The organism is Micromonospora zhanjiangensis (genome assembly GCF_042650605.1).
Lineage (GTDB): Bacteria > Actinomycetota > Actinomycetes > Mycobacteriales > Micromonosporaceae > Micromonospora_J > Micromonospora_J zhanjiangensis.
This window is the reverse complement of record NZ_JBHSBN010000009.1, coordinates 174,407-195,342: the sequence shown is the minus strand read 5'-3', so window position 1 is coordinate 195,342 and position 20,936 is coordinate 174,407. Positions and strand designations below refer to the sequence as shown.

The window sequence follows — 20,936 nt, the reverse complement described above, 5'->3', positions numbered from 1 at the left end:
GCCGCCACCGCGGAGGCTGGGGAATCTGAGTGTCGTTGCAGCGACACTCAGATTCCCCAACCCGACCCGGAACCGTCAGCCCGGGTGGGCGTCCCGGTTCGGCGTACGGGGTGGGGCCGACCACGGCGACCCGCCCTCCCGGCGGGGCGCCGGCGGGGTCGCCGGTGCCGGGTCGGGATAGCCGAGGCTCATCGGCGCGGTGTCGTTCGCCTCGCGCTGGCCGGACAACGGTGACCAGTCGGTCCGGTCCGGTCCGTCCTGGTCGACCGGGGGCGGGCCGACCACGGCGGTGCCGGCCGGTGCCGGCCAACGCCGCCAGCGCTGGGCGCTGAAGGTCGCCATCACCAGCAGCGCGCCGATCAGGAAGAGGGTCCCGTTCTCCAGTGGCTTCAGCAACGGCAGCGGGTCGCCGAGGACCTTCCACGTCGTCGGGACCCGGTCGCGGACCGCGAACGGCGCGACGAACAGCCCCACGTACGGGGTGATCAGCAGCAGGCCGGCGAACAGTGGCCCGAGCGGCGAGATGCGGGGGGTGGCGATCAGCCCGAGCAGGATGCCGGCCACGGCGAGATAGACGGCCGGCTCGATGAGGTTGGCCGTGTTGAACGTGCCCACGTCCACCCAGTTGGTGACGGTACGTGCCGACCCGTCCTGACCCAGCGTGATCAGAATCCAGGTCAGTGGGGCCGCCACCACACCGGCGAGAAGGCTCCAGATGTGTCGCATCCGCGCACCGTACCGTTTTCGTCATGTTCGAGCAGCCAACGGTGCCGCAGTCGGGAAAACCAACCTCGTACTCTCGCGTCACGCTCAGTAAGATCATGACCGCTGTCGATGTCAACCTGTACGGCACGGTGCACGGCGGTGTGCTGATGAAGTTCGTGGACGACGTGGCCGGAGCGTCCGCCGCCCGGCACTGCGGCGGTACGGCGGTGACCGCCGCGATCGACGAGATCATCTTCTCCGAGCCGGTCCGGGTCGGTGACCTCGTGCACGCCCACGCCCAGGTCAACTGGACCGGTTCCACCTCGATGGAGGTCGGGGTCAAGGTGCTGGCCGAGCGGTGGGACTCCGCGGAGACCGAACCGGTCCGGGTGGCCACCGCCTACCTGGTCTTCGTCGGGGTGGACGTCTCCGGCGCGCCCCGGGAGATCCGGCCGGTGCTGCCCGAGACGCCCACCGAGGAACGTCGCTTCCGGGAGGCCGAGATCCGTCGCGCGCACCGGCTGGCCAAGCGGAACGCCATCCAGGCCGCCCGCGGCGCCGCCTGACCACGGCGTCCCGGCCGCCGGGCCTCGGCGAACCGACCTCGGTCCTTGGCCGACGGTCGTACCGGTCCAGGGCCGGCCAAGGTGGTCGGGGGCCATATGTCCGACCGGTCCGGCGTGTGGTCCGGCCACGCGCCGGGCGCCCGGTCCGGGTCGGAGAATGGCCTGGCGGATGCGGCAAGATGGCGGGCGGGTCCGGCACAGTGTCGTGGCGGCCCAGGGGAGGGGAAGGTTCAGTGGGTGAGGTGCTGTGGACGCCGCCGGCCGACGTGCGGGAGCGGTCGCGGATCGGGGACTACCTGCGCTGGCTGCGCGAGCACCGGGGCCTGGACTTCGCCGACTACGACGCCCTCTGGCAGTGGTCCGTGACCGATCTTCCGGCGTTCTGGCAGTCGATCTGGGACTACTTCCAGGTGATCGCGCACAGCCCGGCCACCGGGGTGCTCACGTCGCAGGCGATGCCCGGCGCCCGCTGGTTCCCGGGCGCCACGCTGAACTACGCCGAACACGTGCTGCGGATGCCCGGCCTGGCCGAGAACGACCCGGTGGTGATCGGGCACAGCCAGACCCGGGCGCCGGTCACCCTCACCGCCGGGCAACTGCGTGAACAGGTCCGCCGGGTCGCGGCCGGCCTGCGCCGGCTCGGCGTCGGTCGGGGGGACCGGGTCGCCGCGTACGCGCCGAACATCCCGGAGACGTTCGTGCTGCTGTTGGCCACCACCAGCCTGGGCGCGGTCTTCTCGTCCTGCGCACCCGAGTTCGGCACCCGCAGCGTCACCGACCGGTGGCAGCAGATCGAGCCGAAGATCCTGGTCGCCGTCGACGGCTACCGGTACGGCACCAAGCCGGTCGACCGGATGGCCGAGGTGGCCGCGATCCGGGCCGCGCTGCCGTCGGTGCAGCACACCGTACTGCTGAACTATCTCCAACCGGACGCTGCGCCGGCCGACGGCACCCCGACCGACCGGGAGCCGGTCGACGCTGTGCTGACCGACCGAGAGCCGGTCGACGCTGTGCTGACCGACCGGGAGCCGGTCGACGCTGTGCTGACCTGGGCCGACCTGACGGTCGACGTGGATGAGCCGCTGGCCTTCGCGGCGGTGCCGTTCGACCATCCGCTGTACGTGCTCTACTCCTCGGGCACCACCGGGCTGCCGAAGCCGATCGTGCACGGGCACGGCGGGATCCTGCTGGAGCACCTGAAGATGCTGGCCCTGCACCACGACCTCGGGCCCGGCGACCGGTTCCTCTGGTTCTCCACCACCGGCTGGATGATGTGGAACTTCCTGGTCTCCGGGCCGGCGGTGGGCGCGGCGATCGTGCTGTTCGACGGCAACCCCGGCCATCCCGACCTGACCGCGTTGTGGCGGCTGGCCGCCGACACCGGCACCACGTACTTCGGCACCTCGGCGCCGTACCTGCTGGCCTGCCGCAAGGCGGAGATCGTGCCCCGGCAGGTGGCCGACCTGTCCGCGCTGCGCGGCCTCGGCTCCACCGGCGCGCCGCTGCCGGCCGAGGGCTTCACCTGGGTGTACGAGACGGTCAGCGACACCCTGCAGCTCCAGTCGCTGTCCGGCGGCACCGACGTGTGCACCGGCTTCGTCGGTGGGGTGCCGCTGCTGCCGGTGCACGCCGGCGAGATCGCCTGCCGCTGCCTGGGCGCCCGGGTCGAGGCCCGCTCCGCCGACGGTACGCCGGTGATCGGGCAACTGGGCGAGCTGGTGATCACCGCGCCGATGCCGAGCATGCCGGTGGGCTTCTGGAACGACCCGGACGGGCGCCGCTACCGGGAGGCGTACTTCGACGTCTACCCGGGCGTGTGGCGGCACGGTGACTGGATCACGATCAACGAGCGGGGCGGCTGCGTCATCACCGGCCGGTCGGACGCCACCCTCAACCGGGGCGGGGTACGCCTCGGCACCGCCGAGTTCTACTCCGTGGTCGAGGGGCTGCCCGAGGTGGTCGACTCGGTGGTGGTGCACCTGGAGGACAACGAGGGCGGTGCCGGCGAACTGCTGCTGTTCGTGGTCCTGGCCGAGGGGCTGGAGCTGGACGAGGCGCTGACCGCCCGGATCGCCCGGGAACTGCGTACCGCGCTGTCGCCGCGGCACGTGCCGGACGAGATCCACCAGGTCCGCGCGGTGCCCCGCACGCTGTCGGCGAAGAAGCTGGAGGTGCCGGTGAAGAAGATCCTCACCGGTACGCCGGTGGACTCGGCCGCGGCCACCGGGGCACTGGCCAACCCGGACTCGCTGACCGCGTTCGAACGCTTCGCCCGCGCCCGCGCCGACCGCCCGTAGCCGGTCGCCCGCGAGGCCGGCCCATCGTGGCGCGCCGGGCCGGCCGATCCGTTCGACCGGCCGGTCGGTCCGGCCCTGAGCCCGGTGGAGGTGACCGCTCGGCCCGCGCGTTCTGACCGGCCGGTCAGCAACCCGGTGGGGGTACCCGGGCGTCTCACCTTCCGTGGGCACCTACCTGCGGCTGACGATCACCGGCACCCTCGACCTGCGCGACGGGACCGGGCACGCCGTGCACCCGTTGTCGGACGTGATCAGCACGGTCTGGTGCCGGGTGCCCGCGAACTGGCTGACCGACGGCCGGTTGCCCGCCGGCCGGCAGCGCCTCCTGCTGGACCACCTGATCGGGACGGAACCCGACGAGCACCGGGCCAGACTGATGATCCGCACAGTCCGCACCGACCTGCTCACCGACGGCGAGGCCCGGGACAGGCCATGGCTGACCGAGCCCGCCGGCCGCTACACCTGCACCCCCGACGGCTCGCTCCGCCCCGCCGGCCACGACCGCTTCTGACCGAAGCACCTAGGCGAGATTGACGGTGACCCGTTCCGTGGTCAGCCGATCCGACAACCGGGCCGGGTCGAGCCGCCCGCACAGCACCACGCTGGCGCCGGCCACCAGCGGCGCGAGCAGCCAGTCCACCGGGTCCGGGTGCCGGCCCGCGTCGATCAGCACCCGATCGCCGGGGCCGAGGCCGAACTCCGCCGCCCGGCGGCCGGCCCGGCCGATCAGCTCCGGATCCCCCGGACCGCCGGCCGGCCCGGGGGTGAAGTGGTCGCCGTGCCCGCGTACCTCGACGACGTAGTCGGCGAAGCCGGCCGGGACGTCCCGCAGCGGCGCGGCCATCGGGGCGAGGGCCAGGGCGTACCGTTCGCCGGCCGGCCAGCCGGCCGCCTCCGCGGTCCGGTCCGCCGCGGCGAACACCGCCTCCACCGGCCGCGCCGGCCCGGTGGTCACCGCCCCGCCGGCCGACCAGCAACCGAGCAGTACGGCGGCGGTCTGCCAGTGCGCCGGCAGCAGTACGCCGATCTCGTCGCCGGGCGCCAGCCCGACCGAGTCGACCAGCAGGTTGGCCGTCTTGGCCACCCAGTTGGACAGCGTCGCGCCGGACAGTTCGGTGCGCTCGCCGGTGCCGTCGTCGTACCAGGTGAGCAGCGGGCGGGCCGGGTCGGGCGCCACCGCGGCGGCGAAGATCCGGGCAAGGTTGTCGACCATCGGGGGCGACGATACCGGTACCTTGGTCGGTCGAAACAAAGACAGGTGAAAGACAGCCGCCTGTCGGGTCGCGGTCCACGCCCGTCCGGGAGCCCGCGTAGGCTGGCGCAGTGGTGTTTGCCACAGCTGTCGTCCCCCACAGCACCGCGATGTTGAGGAGTTGCCCAGTGACCGCCGGTCGCCCGCCCCGCGTTCTCGTCGACGCCACGAGTGTCCCCGCCGACCGCGGTGGCGTCGGTAGATACGTCGATGGCCTGCTCGGCGCGCTGGGCAAGGTCATCGGCTCGGACCTGGAGCTCGCGGTGGTGGGGTTGCGCACCGACCTGGAGCGGTACACCCGGATGCTGCCGGCCGCCGAGATCATCGCCGCGCCGACCGCGGTGGCCCACCGGCCGGCCCGGCTGGCCTGGGAACAGACCGGGTTGCCGCTGCTGGCCCAGCAGGTCGGCGCGGACGTTCTGCACTCGCCGTTCTACACCTGTCCGCTGCGAGCCGGTTGTCCGGTCACCGTGACCGTGCACGACGCGACGTTCTTCACCGAGCCCGAGCACTACGACAAGTCGCGTCGGACGTTCTTCCGCAGCGCCATCAAGACCTCGCTGCGCCGCGCCGCCCGGGTGATCGTGCCGAGCAAGGCCACCCGGGACGAGTTGATCCGGCTGCTGGACGCCGACCCGACCCGGATCGACGTGGCCTACCACGGGGTCGACCACGCCGCGTTCCACGCCCCCAGCGACGAGGAGAAGGCCCGGGTCGCCGCCCGGCTCGGCCTGGCCGGCACCAGCTACGTGGCGTTCCTCGGCGCCAAGGAGCCCCGCAAGAACGTCCCGAACCTGGTCCGCGGCTGGGTACGCGCCGTGCAGGACCGGGAGAACCCGCCCGCCCTGGTGGTCGCCGGGGGGCAGGGCCACGACGACGAGATCGACCGCGCGGTGGCCGAGGTGCCGGCCCACCTGCGCCTGCTCCGGCCGGGTTACCTGCGCTACGCCGACCTGCCCGGCTTCCTGGGCGGCGCGCTGGTCGCGGCCTACCCGTCGTACGGCGAGGGGTTCGGCCTGCCGATCCTGGAGGCGATGGCCTGCGCCGCGCCGGTGCTGACCACGCCGCGACTGTCGCTGCCCGAGGTTGGTGGCGACGCGGTGGCCTACACCAGCGAGGACCCGGACCAGATCGCCACCGACCTGGCCCTGCTGCTGGACGACGAGGCGCGCCGGTTGACCCTGGCCAAGGCCGGGTTCGACCGGGCCAAGGAGTTCACCTGGGAGACCAGCGCCGAGGTGCACGTCGCCGCCTGGAGCCGGGCGCGAGCATGAGATCCGACTACCGTCCGTGAGACCCGGTGTGCGGGACCGGGCCGTCCGGTCCGGCATGATGGGCTGATGCTCTTCGCAGTGATCCCGGCCGGCGGCAGTGGCACCAGACTGTGGCCGTTGTCCCGGGCCGGTCATCCCAAGTTCCTGCATCCCCTCACCGGGACCTCCGCCTCGTTGCTGCAGGCGACGGTCGAACGACTCGACCCGCTGACCACACCCGAGCGGATCCTCGTGGTGACCGGCGCCGCGCACGCGGCCGCGGTGGCCCGGCAACTGGCCGCCGTACCGGAGGAGAACATCCTGGTCGAACCGTCGCAGCGGGACTCCTGCGCGGCGATCGCGTTGGCCGCCGCCGTGATCGCGCTCCGCGAGCCGGAGGCGGTGATGGGGTCGTTCGCCGCCGACCACCTGATCGGCGACCCGGCGGTCTGGGTGGACACCGTCCGGGCCGCGGTGGCCGGCGCCGAGCAGGGGCTGTTGACGACCGTCGGGATCACCCCGACCCGGGCCGAGACCGGGTACGGCTACCTGCAGTGCGGCGAGTTGCTGGGCGACGGTCCGCTGCGCCGGGTGGAGGAGTTCAAGGAGAAGCCGGACGCCGAGGTGGCGCGGGCGTACCTGCGTTCCGGCCGGCACCTGTGGAACGCCAGCATGTTCGTCTGGCGGGTGGACGTGTTCCTGACCGAGCTGGAGCGTCAGCAACCGGAGCTGCACGCCGGGATCATCACCATCGCGCGGGCCTGGGGCACCGCCGAGCAGGACGACGTGCTCGGCGCGGTCTGGCCCACGCTGCCGAAGATCTCGATCGACTACGCGGTGATGGAGGGCGCGGCGGCGGCCGGCCGGGTGGCGACCGTACCCGGTGACTTCGGCTGGAACGACGTGGGCGACTTCCACACCCTGGGCGAGGTGCTGCCCGGCGACCCGGCGGGCAACGTGGTGCTCGGTGCCGATCGGGCCGAGGCGAAGCCCGGGGTGCTGTTGCAGGACAGCACCGGCTTGGTGGTGGTGCCGCAGTCCGGTCGGCTGGTCGCCGCCGTCGGGGTGCACGACCTGATCGTGGTGGACACCCCGGACGCGGTGCTGGTCTGCCCGCGTGACCGGGCGCAGGACGTGAAGAAGCTGGTCGACGAGCTCAAGGAGCGCGGCGAGCACGGGTACGTCTGACCGCCGCCAGGGCCGGCGCCACCAGCTGCTCGGTGGCGTCGGCCAACGGCCGGGGCAGCGCGTCCGGGGCGAACCAGCCCAGGGCCGTGGACTCCGGACTGACCCGCTCGACGGCGTCCGGCGGGGCCACCGCCACGAACCGTACGTCGTGGTGCGTCGACCGGCCGTGGCAGGTGACCGGGTGGATGTCCAGGTCGATCGGTCGGGGGTCGAGCCGCAGCCCGGTGATGCCCGACTCCTCGGTGGCCTCGCGCAGGGCGGCCCCGGCCAGGGTGGCGTCGTCCGGCTCGCAGTGCCCGCCGAGCTGCACCCAGACGCCGTACCGGCCGTGCAGGCAGAGCAGCACCCGGGAGCCGGTCGCGTCGACGACCAGGGTGCTGGCGGTGAGGTGGCCGGGACGGTGCGCCCGGGTCAACGCGACCGGACCGTCGTCGAGCAGTCGCAGGGTCGCCGCGCGGGCCCGCCGGCCGGCCGGGGTGGCCGGCTGCCACCCGGTGAGCAGGGACTTCGCGTCGGCGTGCAGGGTGGCCGGCATGGTGCGACTGTACCGAAACAACACCGGCGGACCGGTGACGCCGGGCGACACCTTCGCGGAAACCATGGCCGCGAACCCTCGTGGTGTACGTCCCGGGCGCCACCGGCCCGCCGGCGACCGCTGTGGGCCCGCTGAGCATGCCTGGTCGCGGGCCTGCCAGTCGAGGCATTTCGGTCCAGGCTTAAAGACCCCTGGCGGCAGGGTGGGTAAAATCCGAATCGTCATCGGATTTCGGTCGGCGACCACAGTGGAGTGCCCGTGCTGAGGATCTTTTTCTCCAGCGAGGACATCATCCGGACCAGGGTGGCCCCGGCGGCGGATCCGGTCTGGGAGACGATCCTCAGCCTCCACCTGCTCCAGCGGCGCCGCCCCGAACCGGTGATGGCGGGCTGGCGCCGCGACGTGGCGCACACCCTGCGGCGGGACGGCACGGCGGCCCAGCACCGGTTGCTGTTCGCCCTCAACCCGCCGCAGGGCTACTTCCCCGACTTCCTCACCCCGTACGTGAGCCGGGACGGCTTCGAGGCCGGGTTGGAGGCGATCCGGTCCACCCCGATTCGCCAGTTGCACCGGGACATGACCGTCCTGGCCGGCGAGAACGCCCTGCCGTCCAGCGCTCCCGAGCTGGCCCGGGGCGAACCGGGCGCGCTGCGCCGGCTGACCGGTTCGATGCGGGCGTACCGGGAGACCGCGATCAGCCCGTACTGGCCCCGGATCCAGGCCGCGGTGGAGGCCGACCGGATCCGCCGGTCCCGGGCGCTGCTCGACGGCGGTACGGAGGGGCTGCTGGCCAGCCTGCGACCGTCGATGCGGTGGGAGTCGGGCGTGCTGGACGTGTACGACTACCCGTACCAGCGGGAACTGCGCATCGAAGGGCGCGGCCTGCTGCTGGTGCCGTCGTTCTTCTGCTCACGGGTCCCGGTGGCACTGCTCGACCCGGACCTGCCGCCGGTGCTGGTCTACCCGGTGGACCGGCTCGGCGGCATCCTGCCGGCGGCGGGGGAACCCGACCTCGTGCCGGCGAAGCGGAACCCGGAGGAACGGGCGGCGCTGGCCGCCCTGCTCGGCCGCACCCGGGCGGCGGTGCTGGAGACCATCGACGGGGGCTGCTCGACCGGGGAGGTCGCCCGGCGGCTGCAGATCTCGGCCGCGGCCGCGAGCCAGCACACCACCGTGCTGCGCAACGCCGGCCTGATCATCAGCCAGCGCGAACGCAACACCGTCCTGCACACCCTGACCCCCCTCGGCCGCGCCATCCTCGACCATTGAACGGCCAGCGCCGCCGGCGGGTCAGACGGCGAGGACGGCGGCGAGGCCGGTGGTCGGGGGTGGGGTGAGGATCGTGGAGGGGATGCCCTCGGCGGCCAGCGCGGCCCGCAGCCGGTGCAGGTCCGCGCCGAGCCGCAGCAGGGCGGCCGGAGCCGGATCCGCCGGCAGGGCGCAGGTGACCGCCCCGGTGGCCGCCGCCGGCCAGTCCGGCACCGAGCCGGCCAGCAACCCGCGTACGTCCGGTCCGGTGATCGGGGTGAAGACCGTGCCGGGCGCCACGGCACCGGCCACCGTGGCCACCGCCCGACGCAGCGCGGCCGGGTCCACCGGCCCGGTGCCCTCGGGCGGCAGTTCGGCCTGGCCGAGCGTGCCGGCCGCGCGCAGCCCCTCGGCCCGCGCCTCGGCGGTGCCGAGCGAGAACAGGTCGTACTCGGCGTCCCGGATCAGGGCTGCCGCACCCGGCCCGTGCTCGGGCTCCGCGGCCGGGGCGCCCGCGTCCGCGCCGTAGCCCGACCCGTCCGCCGCGGCGCCGCCGGGTCGCTGCTCCCCGACGGCCGTGGGCACCGGCGCGATCGGGTAGCCGCGCACCACCGCCACCGGTACCTGGTCGAACTTGCCCTTGACCAGTTCGGCGGCGGCGGCCAACTCGTCCACCACGGCCACCTGGGTGATGCTCAGCTCGTTGCCGTACGGGTCGAACTCGCCGCGGTAGTCGCGGATCGGTGGCATGCCGGCGACGCCGAGCGCGACGTCGGTGAGGCCGTTGCGCCACGGCCGGCCCATCGTGTCGGAGACGATGACCGCCACGTCGGCGCCGTGCCGCTCGCGCAGCGCGGTACGCAGCGACCGGGCCGAGGCGTCCGGGTCCTTGGGCAGCAGCACCAGCCGGGTCGGGTCGACGTTGGACGCGTCGATGCCGGCCGAGGCCATCACGAAACCGTGGTGGGTCTGCACGATCCGGGTCCCGCCGCGCCGGGCCACCGGCCGGGCGGTCTCGGCGGCCAGGATCTCGTCCTTGGCGGCGGCCCGTTCCGGACCGTCCTTCGGCACGTCGACCAGGCGTCCCTCCGCCTTGGAGACGATCTTGCTGGTGACCACCAGCACGTCGCCGTCGCGCAGCCAGGGCGCCGCCAGGCTGATCATCGCGGCCAGGTCGTCGCCCTCGGCCACGTCGGGCATGCCGATCACCGGCAGAATTTCCAGCCTCACGCCAACCCCACCGCCGTCCGGACCATCGCGGCCGTCTTCTCCTCGTCGGTCATCCACAGCGGTGTCGCCCGGACCGTGACGCCGGGCACCTCGGCGTCGGCGTCGACCGGATCGACCAGCCAGCCGTCCAGGATCCCGTCCTTGGTGCGGGCGCCGTACAGGCCGCCGACGGACGCCGCGTCGCAGCCGACCCCGATCGCGGCCAGGCACTTGTCGGCCATGCCGCGTACCGGCGCGCCGCCGATGATGGGGGACACCCCGACCACCGGCGCCCGGCCGCCGACCACCGCGTCCCGCAGACCGGGTACGGCCAGGATCGGGGCGATGCTGACCACCGGGTTGCTCGGTGCCACCAGGACGACGTCGGCGGCGGCCAACGCCTCCGGTACGCCGGCCGCCGGTTTGGCCGCGTCCGCGCCGACGAAGACGAACCGGTGGGTGGGCAGTTCGCCCCGGTAGCGCACCCACCACTCCTGGAAGTGGATGGCCCGCTGACCCCCGCCGTCCGGCAGGTCGCACACCACGTGCGTCTCCAGCCGGTCGTCGGTGGCCGGCAACAGCCGTACGCCCGGTTGCCAGCGGGCGCAGAGCGCCTCGGTGACCGCGGACAGCGGGTAACCGGCGTTCAGCATGGTGGTGCGGACCAGATGGGTGGCGATGTCCCGGTCGCCGAGGCCGAACCAGCTCGGCTCGGCCCCGTAGGCGGCCAGCTCACCCTTGACCGTCCAGGTCTCGTCGGACCGGCCCCAGCCGCGTTCGGCGTCGGCGCCGCCGCCCAGGGCGTACATCACACTGTCCAGGTCGGGGGAGATACGCAGGCCGTGCATCAGGACGTCGTCGCCGACGTTGACCACGGCGGTCACCTCGGCGTCCACCGCACGGGCGTACGCCCGGACCCCGGCGAGGAACCGCGCGCCGCCGATACCGCCGGCGAGTACCACGATGTGCATGACAACCATCCTCGCCTACGCGTCGTCCGGAGGCGGGGCACGACCGGGGAGACTAGGCTCACGATCGCTAACCGTCCGTCACCGCTTCAGGGGGATCCTTGACCAGCCAGCCCGGTCCGACGCCGACCGAACAACAGGCCAGCCAGTTGACCAAGCCACTGCGGGAGCTCGCCGCACTCGTGCTCGTCGGGGCGAACGCGCTGCTGCTCTTCGTCGGGCTGATCGACCTGCTGGTGCCGGCATCGGCGAACGACACGTTCAGCCGACGGGCCAGCGGCGCCTTCGCCGACTTCGCCGGCCTCACCGCCATCGTGCTGCCGCTGCTGGCCGTGCTGCTCGCCACGCACATCCAGCCGGTGGTGCCGCGGGCCAAGCTGATCACGCAGGTCGCCCTCGGCGAGTACGCCCTCTCCGCGCTCCTCGGCCTGATCACGTTCCTGGTCGCCCTGGTCAACGACCTGGCCGACGCCCAGTTCAAGTACGCCTTCACCGGCCTGCTGGCCCGGCTGGCCTGGTTCGCGATCTTCGCGGTCGCCGGGTACGCGGTGTTCAAAATCTGGCGGACGCTCTACTACGTACCCAAGCCCAAGCCGCAGCCCGGTCTCTACGGCCGCCCCCAGTCGGCCCCGCCGTACGGCCAGGGCGGCTACCCGCAGCAGGGCTACGGCCAGCCGGGCCAATACGGCCAGCCGGGCCAGCCGGGCCAGCCGGGCCAGCCGGGCCAGCCGGGCCAGTACGGCGGCTACGGCGCCGGCCAGCCGGCCGGCTACGGCGCACCCCAGCCCGGTCAGTACGGTCAGCCCGCCGGCTACGGCACGGGCCAGCCCGCAGGCTTCGGCGCACCCCAGCCCGGCCAGCCGACCGGTTACGGCACCGCCCAGCCCGCCCAGCCCGGTCAGCCGGCCGGTTACGGCGCGGACCAGTCCGGTTCGCAGCCGACCTTCGCCCCGGGCCAGGCGCCCGGTGTCACCGGCGGCGGGATCGCCTCGGCGGACGCCACCCAGGTCACCTCCTACTCCGCCCCGCCCGCCTCCGCCCCGCCCGCCTCGGCCCCGCCGGCCTCGGCTCCGCCTGCGTCGGCCCCGCCGGCCTCCGCCGCACCTGCGTCGGCTCCGCCTGCGGCTACCGCACCGGCATCGGCCCCGCCGGCGGCCGCCAGCTCTTCGCCTGCCTCGGCCTCGCCGTCGACTCCGCCCGCGTCGGCCCGGCCCGCCTCGGCTCCGCCCGCGTCAACCGCACCCGCGTCTGCCCCGCCGGCCGCGGGAACCGACTCGGGGGCCGGTGGTGCCGAGCCGACCCAGGTGATCCCCAGGCCGACGGCGGGTGGCCACGAGTCCGGTGACGACGCCACTCAGATGATCATCCCGGCCAGTCGCCGGCCGGCCTCCGAGGACGACGGCTCCGACCGGAAGGGCTGACCCGGCGGCGTCGGCGAGCGCTCCAGCCTTCCGCCGGGAGGCGAGGCCAGCCGTCGCCGGCACAACGACATTTTGGGCCCACATCATCTTTCGGGTAGCTACTACGAAGATGATGTGGGCCCAGAACGAGGTGGTCCCCCGGGGTGGCCTGGGAATCCGGGCGAGGCCCAAGACCGAGCGGACCACGCTTGATCGTTAACGGCTGAGCCGTACGACGACACGCCGGGTCAGTGACGGTTGAGACGTTAACGATCAAGCCCACGGCTCGCGGGTGGTGTCGCGGGTCACCGCCTAGGCTTCAGGCGTGGCTGGACGATTCGAGAACGCGCCCAGTGAGGCGAGCGTACGGCGGGCGTTGCGGCGGGCCGCCGACGGCCGGACGCTGGACACCGACGAGGCCGCGGCGCTGCTCGCGGCGCGCGGGGCCGCGCTCGACGAACTGCTGGCCGTGGCCGGGGCGGTCCGCGACGCGGGTCTGGCCGAGGCGGGCCGGCCGGGCGTGGTGACCTTCTCCAAGAAGGTGTTCATCCCGCTCACCCGGCTGTGCCGGGACCGCTGCCACTACTGCACGTTCGCCACCGTGCCGCACCGGGTGCCGGCCGCCTACCTGGACCGCGACGAGGTGGTCGCGATCGCCGCCCAGGGGGCCGCGCTCGGCTGCAAGGAGGCGTTGTTCACCCTCGGTGACCGGCCCGAGGAGCGCTGGCCGGCCGCCCGGGAGTGGCTGGCCGCGCGCGGCTACGACTCCACGGTCGGCTACCTGCGCGCCTGCGCGGTGGCGGTGCTGGAGGAGACCGGTCTGCTGCCGCACCTCAACCCGGGGGTGCTCGACTGGGCGGAGCTGCAGCGGCTCAAGCCGGTGGCGCCGAGCATGGGCATGATGCTGGAGACCACCGCGGAGCGGCTCTGGTCGACGCCGGGCGGTCCGCACTACGGCTCGCCGGACAAGGAACCGGCGGTCCGGCTGCGGGTGCTCGACGACGCCGGTCGGGTCGGCGTGCCGTTCACCACCGGCATCCTGATCGGCATCGGCGAGACCCGGGCCGAACGGGCCGAGTCGATCTTCGCGATCCGGCGCAGCCGCCGGGAGTACGGCCACATCCAGGAAGTCATCGTGCAGAACTTCCGCGCCAAGCCGGACACCGCGATGCGCGGCATGCCGGACGCCGAGCTGCACGACCTGGCCGCCACCGTCGCGGTGGCCCGGGTGCTGCTCGGGCCGGGTGCCCGGATCCAGGCCCCGCCCAACCTGATCGAGGGCGAGTACGACCTGCTGCTGCGCGCCGGCATCGACGACTGGGGCGGGGTCTCGCCGCTGACCCCCGACCACGTCAACCCGGAACGGCCCTGGCCGCAGCTCGACGAGCTGGCGCGGCGGACCGCCGCGGCCGGGTTCACCCTGCGGGAGCGGCTCACGGTCTATCCCGAGTACGTCCGGCGCGGCGACCCGTGGCTCGATCCACGCCTGGCGGCGCACGTCGGCGCGCTGGCCGACCCGGCGACCGGGTTGGCGGTCGAGGACGCCCGCCCGGTGGGCCGGCCCTGGCAGGAGCCGGACGACGGGTTCGTCCCCGGCGGCCGTACCGACCTGCACGCCACCATCGACACGACCGGGCGGACCGGTGACCGGCGGGGCGACTTCGACAGCGTCTACGGCGACTGGTCCGAGGTCGCCAACAAGGTCACCGCCGAGGCCCGCGCCACGTCCGTCGCCGCCGACGCGTCCGCCGCCGCCGACGCGTCCGCCGCCGCCGACGCGTCCGCCGGCGCGCGCGGCGCGACCGGCGCGGCGCGCGGCACGACCGACCACGACCTGCGGGCCGGGCTGCGGCTGGCCGGCGACGACCCGGCCGCGCTGCTGCGCCCCGAGCACGAGGCCGCCGCGCTGGCGTTGTTCGCCGCGTCCGGACCGGCCCTGGACGAGCTGTGCCGGATCGCCGACGACGTCCGCCGGGACACGGTGGGCGACGACGTCACGTACGTGGTGAACCGCAACATCAACTTCTCCAACGTCTGCTACGTGGGCTGCCGGTTCTGCGCCTTCGCGCAGCGCGAGCGGGACGCCGACGCGTACCGGCTCTCGGTGGACCAGGTGGCCGACCGGGCCGAGGAGGCGTGGCGGGCCGGCGCCACCGAGGTGTGCATGCAGGGCGGCATCGACCCGAAGCTGCCGATGAGCGCGTACCCGGAGATGGTCCGGGCCATCAAGGCCCGGGTGCCCGGGATGCACGTGCACGCGTTCTCCCCGATGGAGATCGTCACGGCCGCGGCCAAGGCCGGGGTGAGCGTCCGGGAGTGGCTGGGGTCGTTGCGCGACGCGGGCCTGGACACCATCCCGGGCACCGCCGCGGAGATCCTCGACGACGACGTGCGCTGGGTGCTGACCAAGGGCAAACTGCCGGCGTCCGCCTGGGTCGAGGTGGTCTCCACCGCCCACGAGCTGGGCATCCGGTCCAGCTCCACCATGATGTACGGGCACGTCGACCATCCCGGCCAGTGGCTCGGCCATTTCCGGGTGCTGGCCGGGGTGCAGGACCGCACCGGCGGGTTCACCGAGTTCGTCGGCCTGCCGTTCGTGCACACCAACGCCCCGATCTACCTGGCCGGGATCGCCCGACCCGGGCCGACCTGGCGGGAGAACCGGGTGGTGCACGCGATGGCCCGGCTGCTGCTGCACGGCCGGATCGACAACATCCAGTGCTCCTGGGTCAAGCTCGGCGACCGGGGCACGGCGGAGCTGCTGCGCGGCGGTTGCAACGATCTGGGCGGCACGCTGATGGAGGAGACCATCTCCCGGATGGCCGGCTCGGACAACGGCTCGGCCCGTACCGTGGCGCAGTTGGAAGCGATCGCGGCGGCCGCCGGCCGGTCGGCCCGCCCGCGCACGACGGCCTACGGGATCGTCTGACGACGACGGTGAACCGTACGGAGCGCAGATCCGTACCTCTTCGTGCCGGCGTCGGGCAACCGCGGTGCTCCGCCGGCCGGAGCCCTCATCGCACAGCGGACCAGCCCTGCTGGCCCGCCGGAAAGGTTGTCATGCGTAGAGAACAGCACGGCCGGTCCAAGCTGCGGCTGACCCGCCGCCAGGCAATTACGACGGCCGCCACCGTCGGGGTCGGCGCGGCCGCGATCAGCGTCACCGGCCTTTCGTTGGCGAACGAGAGTTACGCCGGCGGTGAGCAGCAGATCGTCGTCCATCTCCGCGACCCGAAGGCCGGAATTCTCGACGTGTTCGTCGGGGAGTCCCGGGTCGAGGTCAAGGACAAGAAGCTGGCCGACAGCCTGCGGCGCGCCGCGGCCGGAAAGTGAGGCGGGCCGATGTCTTCGCATCGTGAGGCACCGGAGATCTCCAAGGACCCGGTTGCCGACAGCACCGACCTGTACGCCTTTGTCAGCCCCGACAAGCCGGACACGGTCACGCTGATCGCCAACTACATTCCGGCGCAGTTGCCGTCCGGCGGTCCGAACTTCTTCGAGTTCGGCGACGACGTGCTCTACGAGATCCACATCGACAACAACGGTGACGGCGAGCCGGACGTCAGCTACCAGTTCCGGTTCACCACCGAGATCACCAACGACAGGACGTTCCTCTACAACACCGGGCCGATCGAGTCGCTCGACAGCAAGAACTGGAACCGCAAGCAGTTCTACTCGGTGACCAAGGTGGTCGGTGGAAAGTCGTACCAGCTGGCCAAGAAACTGCCCTGCCCGCCGTGCAACATCGGCCCGCTGTCCACCCCGAAATACTCGTACCTCGCGCAGCAGGCGACCTTGAAGCTGCACAGCGGCGAGGTGGTCTTCGCCGGGCAGCGCGCCGACGGGTTCTTCGTCGACCTGGGTTCGATCTTCGATCTGGGCACCCTGCGGCCGTTCCAGCAGTTGCACGTGGCGGGCAAGGCGCTGTTCAAGGAGCCCGGCACCCCGGTCAACGCGCTGGACCGGACCAACGTGCACAGCATCGCCCTCCAGGTGCCGTTGAAGGACGTACGCCGCCCGAACGCCAGGTACGGCTACCGGGACGCGGGCGCGGTGATCGGCGTGTGGACGTCGGCCAGCCGGCAGGAGATGCGCCGCCGGGGCCACGGACGGTCCGTCGACATCGGCCCGTACGCCCAGGTCTCCCGGCTCGGCAACCCGCTGTTCAACGAGGTCATCGTGCCGATGGCGGAGAAGGACCGGTTCAACGCGCTGCCGCCGAGCGAGGACAAGCGGTTCGCCAGGTTCGTCGAGCAGCCGGAGCTGGCGGCCCTGCTGCCGGTGCTGTACCCGGGTGTCTTCCCCAACCTGGACGCGCTGAACAAGGCCAAGAAGCCCCGGGCGGACCTGCTGGCCATCCTGCTCACCGGTATCCCGGAAGGGATCATCGACGGCTTCCAGAACAACACCGGGAAGCAGCAGGCCGACATGCTGCGGTTGAACACCGCCATCAAGCCGGCGGCGAAGCAGAACAAGTTCGGCCTGCTCGGCGGCGACCTGGCCGGCTTCCCGAACGGCCGGCGGGTCACCGACGACGTGGTCAGCATCGCGCTGCGGGCCATCGCCGGCGTGACGGTCCCGTTGGTGGACAAGGGCTTCAAGCCCGACGACGCGGCCGGGCAGCTGACCGACGGGCTGAGCGCGGCCGACGTGACGGCGCCGTTCCTGAACCGCTTCCCGTACCTGGGGGTGCCGTACGACGGCTTCAACAACCCGCCGGCGGCCAAGAAATGACCGCCACCCACCACCATCACCACACGCTGGCGCCGTCGTACACCGGCACCGTCGTGCTGGACATCGGTGGTGACACGGGAGCCCTGGTGATCCACACCGGACCCGAGCTGCTGGGTGCGGAGATCGAGGTCAGTCCGGTGGATCGGGGGAGTACGGCGCCGCGTACCCATTCGGCGGTTCGTCCCCGCCGGTTGGGCGACGCCGTACTGCACAGCGCCGTCTATCCCGAGTTGACCGCCGGGACCTACACCGTCTGGGCCACCGACGACGTACCGGTGGGCACGGTGACGATCAACGGCGGCCGGGTGGGCGAGTTCACCTGGCCCGACGGGGTGTCGTACCACCACCCGGCCGACTGAGCCGACCGGCTCGCCCACGAACCCGCGTTCCGTCCATCATGTGGACGGAACGCGGGTTTTTCGTGCTGTCGCGATGGGATTTCCCGGCGTACGCATCTCGACACGCCGAGTACGCCACGCCGTTTTTTCGACGACTCGCCGCAGGAGGCGTTACCCGGGCCGGCCCTGAACCGATAGGTCAGTTTGTCGGGGCGGTTGCACCAGCCGGCCGCGACACACCGGGAGAGCAACCCCACTTATCAGGTTCGGCTTGACGGCGCACGCATTACACGCGTGTAATTTCAAAGGGGTTGTTCGCTCGGAGTGGAGGGAAATGGCCACCGGACGGACGGGGTGAAACGCCTTCCGCGTGGGGGGTTGCGACGGCGGAGCCGTCGTCGCACGAAAAGGAGGCAACTGGATGGACGGCCGGCTCGAAGTGGCCGACCTGCTCGGAAACGCGCCGGAGTGGCAGGAGCGGGCACTGTGCTCGCAGACCGACCCCGAGGCGTTCTTTCCCGAGAAGGGCGGCTCGACCCGTGAGGCGAAGCGGATCTGCTCCCGCTGCGAGGTCAAGACCGAGTGTCTGGAATACGCGCTCGGGCACGACGAACGGTTCGGCATCTGGGGTGGGCTGTCCGAGCGGGAACGCCGCAAGCTCAAGCGCCGGGTCGCCTGACCGGTCAGGACAACTCGTCCGGGTCGACGCCCAGCAGGTTCGCCACCTGTTCGATGATCACATCGTGGACCAGGTCGGCGAGATCCTCCCGGTCCATGGCCCGGAACTCCAGCGGGCGCCGGTAGAGCACGATCCGGGGCGGCACCTCCTGCCGCCCGGGCCGTCCGGGCAGCAGCCGGGCCAACGGGACCTCGCCGTCCTCCAGGACGTCGGAGTCGTAGACGTTCAGGTCCGGCGGTACGTCCTCGACGGCGAACTCGACACCGGCCAGCTCCTTGGCGAACCGGCGTTCGAGGGTCTCCACCGTGTCCAGCACGAGATCATCGAAGATCTCCGACTTGGTCCGGGCCAGCGGCACCGTCGCGGGCACGAGCCGACCCCGCAACCCCCGGCCGTGCCGGTCCCGGTGGCTCCGGCGCCCGGTGCCGGGACGGCGGTGGTCCGGACTGGTCATGTGCACCCTTCACCCCGCTGGCCGGGCATCACGCTGGACGCCCCGTTCACCGCCCAGCGTATCCCCGCCCGGGCGGTCCGGACCCGTCGCGGTCGGACGTGTCGCGCCGCCCGGCGGGGGCGGCCGTGATCCCCGCCACGGATCCCGGGCGGTTGGTGCCGGTGTCGGGCGAGGCGCCCGAATTGTGATCATCATCATCGGCGTGTCGGATCGCCGAACGGGTGTTCCGGAGCCGGCTTTGGCGATACCGTGCGGCCGTGAGGTCACCACGGCGTTGCTCCCGTAACGGCTGTCCCAGACAGGCCGTCGCCACGCTGACCTATGTGTACAACGAGTCGACAGCCGTGGTCGGTCCGCTGGCCGCGTTCGCCGAGCCGCACACCTACGACCTGTGCGAGCAGCACGCGCGCAGCCTGACCGCCCCGCGCGGCTGGGACGTGGTCCGGCACGAGGGCGAGTTCGAGCCGCCGCCGCCCACCACCGACGACCTGGTGGCGCTCGCCGAGGCGGTCCGCGAGGCCGCCCGCCCGGTGCAGCGGGCCGAGGAGATCGACGTCGACCTGCCCGGCGGACACCAGACCGGCCGGCGCGGCCACCTCCGGGTGATCCCTCCCGCGCACTGACCTCGACGAAGGTCCGTACGCCCCCGACGGATTCGTTCTGTTCCGTCCCCTCGTGTCACTATCTGCCCCTGCCGGATTGATCGACGTCGTCCGGTCACGGCGGGCGACGATGCCCGGCCGGCCGGGCACACCCTTCGAGGAGCCTCATGGTGTTCCACCGCCGCCTGTCCGCGTCCCTGTCGCGGCGCGCCTTCCTGCGGGGCGGTCTCGCCTCCGCCGCCGTCCTGTCCACCGGCGCCGGGCTGGCCGGCTGCGGCACAGCGGCCGTGCCGCCGAAACAGGCCGAGGCCGGTTGTGTGAGCCAGGACCGCTCCGACCTGGAGCCGACGCTGAACTTCTCCAACTGGATCCGGTACATCGACGTCGACGCCAAGGACCCGACCAAGCGGCCGACCCTGGAGACCTTCCAGGAGATGACCGGCATCCGGGTGACGTACACCGAGGACATCAACGACAACGCCGAGTTCTTCGGCAAGGTGCGCGGCGAACTCGCCGCCTGCCAGTCGATCAACCGGGACATCATCGTGGTCACCGACTGGCTCGCGGCCCGGCTGATCCGGCTCGGCTGGGTGCAGCGGCTGGACACCGCCGCGATGCCGAACGTGCAGCGCTTCCTGCTGCCCTCGCTGCGCAACCGGTCGTTCGACGGGGACAACCGGCTGGCCATCCCGTGGCAGTCCGGCCTGGCCGGGCTGGCCTACAACGGCCACGAGACCAAGGCGGTGCGCACCGTCGACGAGCTGCTCACCCGGCGGGACCTGAAGGGCCGGGTCACCCTGCTGGCCGAGATGCGCGACACGATGGGCCTGATCATGCAGTCGAACGGGCACGACCCGGCCAACTTCACCGACCGGCACTTCGACCTCGCGCTGGAGAAGCTGCAACGGGCGGTGCGCAACGGGCAGATCCGCCGGTTCACCGGCAACGACTACGCCCCGGACCTGGCCAAGGGCGACATCGCCGCCTGCTTCGGCTGGTCCGGCGACGTCATCCAGCTCGCCGCCGAGGACCCGAAGATCCGGTTCGTCACGCCCGAGTCCGGCATGATGATCTTCTCGGACGACATGCTGGTGCCCAACCGGTCCACCCACCGGGCCAACGCCGAGCGCCTGATCGACTACTACTACGACCCGGCGACCGCGGCCCGGCTGGCGGCCGCGGTCAACTACATCTGCCCGGTGGTGGGCGCCCGGGACGAGATGGAACGAATCGACCCGGCGCTGGCGCGCAACCCCCTGATCTTCCCGGACGACGCCATGCTGCTGAAGTCGAAGCTGTTCATGTCCCTCACCGAACAGCAGGAGAAGACGTACGAGGAGAAGTTCCGCCGGGTCACCGGCGGGTGACCGGGCCGGTCGGCCGGGCAGCACCGGGCCGGTCCGCCGGTAGGGTCCGCCCGACCCGCCAGCGGGACGGGCGCCGTGGCGTGCCACGATCGATCGGCGAAACCGACCCCGTGCCGCCCGCCGACCGGCGCTGCCGAACGG

General features: G+C 72.5%; 20 protein-coding genes. 14 read left to right on the top strand and 6 right to left on the bottom strand.

The genetic code is table 11. The features are described 5' to 3' along the window. Window positions 1-75: 75 nt before the first annotated feature. Window positions 76-726 carry a hypothetical protein gene (locus tag ACFOX0_RS16075; protein WP_377546312.1) on the bottom strand — a complete coding sequence of 217 codons (651 nt, stop codon included), beginning with the start codon at window positions 724-726 and terminating at the stop codon, window positions 76-78. A gap of 23 nt (window positions 727-749) precedes the next feature. Here ACFOX0_RS16075 and ACFOX0_RS16070 point away from each other — a divergent pair, with 23 nt between their 5' ends. The 3 genes from ACFOX0_RS16070 (at window position 750) to ACFOX0_RS16060 (ending at window position 4,079) form a co-directional block, all read left to right on the top strand. Further along, the gene (locus ACFOX0_RS16070; protein WP_377546309.1) at window positions 750-1,271 is read left to right on the top strand and encodes an acyl-CoA thioesterase; all 522 of its coding nucleotides are present in this window, start codon (window positions 750-752) and stop codon (window positions 1,269-1,271) included. A gap of 233 nt (window positions 1,272-1,504) precedes the next feature. Continuing rightward, window positions 1,505-3,568: an acetoacetate--CoA ligase gene (locus ACFOX0_RS16065; RefSeq protein ID WP_377546307.1), complete on the top strand. Its 2,064-nt coding sequence runs from the start codon at window positions 1,505-1,507 to the stop codon at window positions 3,566-3,568. Between the two features lie 163 nt (window positions 3,569-3,731). Continuing rightward, window positions 3,732-4,079: a hypothetical protein gene (locus ACFOX0_RS16060; protein ID WP_377546305.1), complete on the top strand. Its 348-nt coding sequence runs from the start codon at window positions 3,732-3,734 to the stop codon at window positions 4,077-4,079. Window positions 4,080-4,088: 9 nt separating this feature from the next. Here the strand turns inward: ACFOX0_RS16060 and ACFOX0_RS16055 are convergent, their stop codons facing one another. Next, entirely contained in the window at window positions 4,089-4,781 is a 693-nt protein-coding gene (locus ACFOX0_RS16055; protein ID WP_377546303.1) for a TIGR03089 family protein, read from the bottom strand. 167 nt (window positions 4,782-4,948) lie between these two features. Here ACFOX0_RS16055 and ACFOX0_RS16050 point away from each other — a divergent pair, with 167 nt between their 5' ends. After that, a complete protein-coding gene (locus tag ACFOX0_RS16050) occupies window positions 4,949-6,094 on the top strand; it encodes a glycosyltransferase family 4 protein (RefSeq protein ID WP_377546301.1) in 1,146 nt (381 codons plus the stop codon). A gap of 66 nt (window positions 6,095-6,160) precedes the next feature. Next, window positions 6,161-7,261, top strand: coding sequence for a mannose-1-phosphate guanylyltransferase (locus tag ACFOX0_RS16045; RefSeq protein ID WP_377546299.1), 1,101 nt, complete (start codon window positions 6,161-6,163; stop codon window positions 7,259-7,261). Here ACFOX0_RS16045 and ACFOX0_RS16040 read toward each other — a convergent pair. After that, the gene (locus ACFOX0_RS16040) at window positions 7,230-7,796 is read right to left on the bottom strand and encodes an NUDIX hydrolase (RefSeq protein WP_377546296.1); all 567 of its coding nucleotides are present in this window, start codon (window positions 7,794-7,796) and stop codon (window positions 7,230-7,232) included. The genes ACFOX0_RS16045 and ACFOX0_RS16040 overlap by 32 nt on opposite strands. 258 nt (window positions 7,797-8,054) lie before the next feature. Between ACFOX0_RS16040 and ACFOX0_RS16035 the strand changes: the two genes are divergently transcribed. Beyond that, the gene (locus ACFOX0_RS16035) at window positions 8,055-9,065 is read left to right on the top strand and encodes an ArsR/SmtB family transcription factor (protein ID WP_377546294.1); all 1,011 of its coding nucleotides are present in this window, start codon (window positions 8,055-8,057) and stop codon (window positions 9,063-9,065) included. 21 nt (window positions 9,066-9,086) lie between these two features. Here the strand turns inward: ACFOX0_RS16035 and ACFOX0_RS16030 are convergent, their stop codons facing one another. Together ACFOX0_RS16030 and cofD are read right to left on the bottom strand one after the other, a co-directional pair. After that, window positions 9,087-10,274, bottom strand: a complete 1,188-nt coding sequence (locus ACFOX0_RS16030; protein WP_377546291.1) for a coenzyme F420-0:L-glutamate ligase — start codon at window positions 10,272-10,274, stop codon at window positions 9,087-9,089. Continuing rightward, window positions 10,271-11,224, bottom strand: coding sequence for a 2-phospho-L-lactate transferase (cofD, locus tag ACFOX0_RS16025; RefSeq protein ID WP_377546288.1), 954 nt, complete (start codon window positions 11,222-11,224; stop codon window positions 10,271-10,273). The genes ACFOX0_RS16030 and cofD overlap by 4 nt, the downstream gene beginning before the upstream one ends. Window positions 11,225-11,322: 98 nt before the next feature. Here cofD and ACFOX0_RS16020 point away from each other — a divergent pair, with 98 nt between their 5' ends. The 6 genes from ACFOX0_RS16020 (at window position 11,323) to ACFOX0_RS15995 (ending at window position 18,372) form a co-directional block, all read left to right on the top strand. Then, entirely contained in the window at window positions 11,323-12,642 is a 1,320-nt protein-coding gene (locus ACFOX0_RS16020) for a hypothetical protein (RefSeq protein ID WP_377546286.1), read from the top strand. A 304-nt stretch (window positions 12,643-12,946) separates the two neighbouring features. Next, entirely contained in the window at window positions 12,947-15,550 is a 2,604-nt protein-coding gene (locus tag ACFOX0_RS16015) for a bifunctional FO biosynthesis protein CofGH (RefSeq protein WP_377546283.1), read from the top strand. A gap of 131 nt (window positions 15,551-15,681) precedes the next feature. After that, window positions 15,682-15,954, top strand: coding sequence for a hypothetical protein (locus tag ACFOX0_RS16010; RefSeq protein WP_377546281.1), 273 nt, complete (start codon window positions 15,682-15,684; stop codon window positions 15,952-15,954). 9 nt (window positions 15,955-15,963) lie between these two features. Further along, window positions 15,964-17,355, top strand: a complete 1,392-nt coding sequence (locus ACFOX0_RS16005; RefSeq protein WP_377546279.1) for a DUF4331 domain-containing protein — start codon at window positions 15,964-15,966, stop codon at window positions 17,353-17,355. Next, the gene (locus ACFOX0_RS16000; RefSeq protein WP_377546277.1) at window positions 17,352-17,714 is read left to right on the top strand and encodes a phospholipase; all 363 of its coding nucleotides are present in this window, start codon (window positions 17,352-17,354) and stop codon (window positions 17,712-17,714) included. Before ACFOX0_RS16005 ends, ACFOX0_RS16000 begins: the two co-directional genes overlap by 4 nt. A 400-nt stretch (window positions 17,715-18,114) precedes the next feature. Further along, the gene (locus ACFOX0_RS15995) at window positions 18,115-18,372 is read left to right on the top strand and encodes a WhiB family transcriptional regulator (RefSeq protein WP_192765159.1); all 258 of its coding nucleotides are present in this window, start codon (window positions 18,115-18,117) and stop codon (window positions 18,370-18,372) included. 4 nt (window positions 18,373-18,376) lie between these two features. Here the strand turns inward: ACFOX0_RS15995 and ACFOX0_RS15990 are convergent, their stop codons facing one another. Beyond that, window positions 18,377-18,826 (bottom strand): metallopeptidase family protein, encoded by a 450-nt coding sequence (locus ACFOX0_RS15990; protein WP_377546275.1) that lies wholly within the window; start codon window positions 18,824-18,826, stop codon window positions 18,377-18,379. A 257-nt stretch (window positions 18,827-19,083) separates the two neighbouring features. Between ACFOX0_RS15990 and ACFOX0_RS15985 the strand changes: the two genes are divergently transcribed. Then, window positions 19,084-19,449 carry a DUF3499 domain-containing protein gene (locus tag ACFOX0_RS15985; RefSeq protein WP_377546273.1) on the top strand — a complete coding sequence of 122 codons (366 nt, stop codon included), beginning with the start codon at window positions 19,084-19,086 and terminating at the stop codon, window positions 19,447-19,449. Between the two features lie 146 nt (window positions 19,450-19,595). Further along, window positions 19,596-20,795: a polyamine ABC transporter substrate-binding protein gene (locus tag ACFOX0_RS15980; protein ID WP_377546271.1), complete on the top strand. Its 1,200-nt coding sequence runs from the start codon at window positions 19,596-19,598 to the stop codon at window positions 20,793-20,795. Window positions 20,796-20,936 lie beyond the last annotated feature (141 nt).

Excerpts from the sequence above, each read along its gene's own strand:
- ACFOX0_RS16045 (WP_377546299.1), top strand. The coding sequence starts at position 6,161 with ATGCTCTTCGCAGTGATCCCGGCCGGCGGCAGTGGCACCAGACTGTGG.
- cofD (WP_377546288.1), bottom strand. The coding sequence starts at position 11,224 with ATGCACATCGTGGTACTCGCCGGCGGTATCGGCGGCGCGCGGTTCCTC.
- ACFOX0_RS16070 (WP_377546309.1), top strand. The coding sequence starts at position 750 with ATGTTCGAGCAGCCAACGGTGCCGCAGTCGGGAAAACCAACCTCGTAC.
- ACFOX0_RS16040 (WP_377546296.1), bottom strand. The coding sequence starts at position 7,796 with ATGCCGGCCACCCTGCACGCCGACGCGAAGTCCCTGCTCACCGGGTGG.
- ACFOX0_RS15995 (WP_192765159.1), top strand. The coding sequence starts at position 18,115 with ATGGACGGCCGGCTCGAAGTGGCCGACCTGCTCGGAAACGCGCCGGAG.
- ACFOX0_RS16000 (WP_377546277.1), top strand. The coding sequence starts at position 17,352 with ATGACCGCCACCCACCACCATCACCACACGCTGGCGCCGTCGTACACC.
- ACFOX0_RS16005 (WP_377546279.1), top strand. The coding sequence starts at position 15,964 with ATGTCTTCGCATCGTGAGGCACCGGAGATCTCCAAGGACCCGGTTGCC.
- ACFOX0_RS16075 (WP_377546312.1), bottom strand. The coding sequence starts at position 726 with ATGCGACACATCTGGAGCCTTCTCGCCGGTGTGGTGGCGGCCCCACTG.
- ACFOX0_RS16010 (WP_377546281.1), top strand. The coding sequence starts at position 15,682 with ATGCGTAGAGAACAGCACGGCCGGTCCAAGCTGCGGCTGACCCGCCGC.
- ACFOX0_RS15990 (WP_377546275.1), bottom strand. The coding sequence starts at position 18,826 with ATGACCAGTCCGGACCACCGCCGTCCCGGCACCGGGCGCCGGAGCCAC.
- ACFOX0_RS15980 (WP_377546271.1), top strand. The coding sequence starts at position 19,596 with ATGGTGTTCCACCGCCGCCTGTCCGCGTCCCTGTCGCGGCGCGCCTTC.
- ACFOX0_RS16055 (WP_377546303.1), bottom strand. The coding sequence starts at position 4,781 with ATGGTCGACAACCTTGCCCGGATCTTCGCCGCCGCGGTGGCGCCCGAC.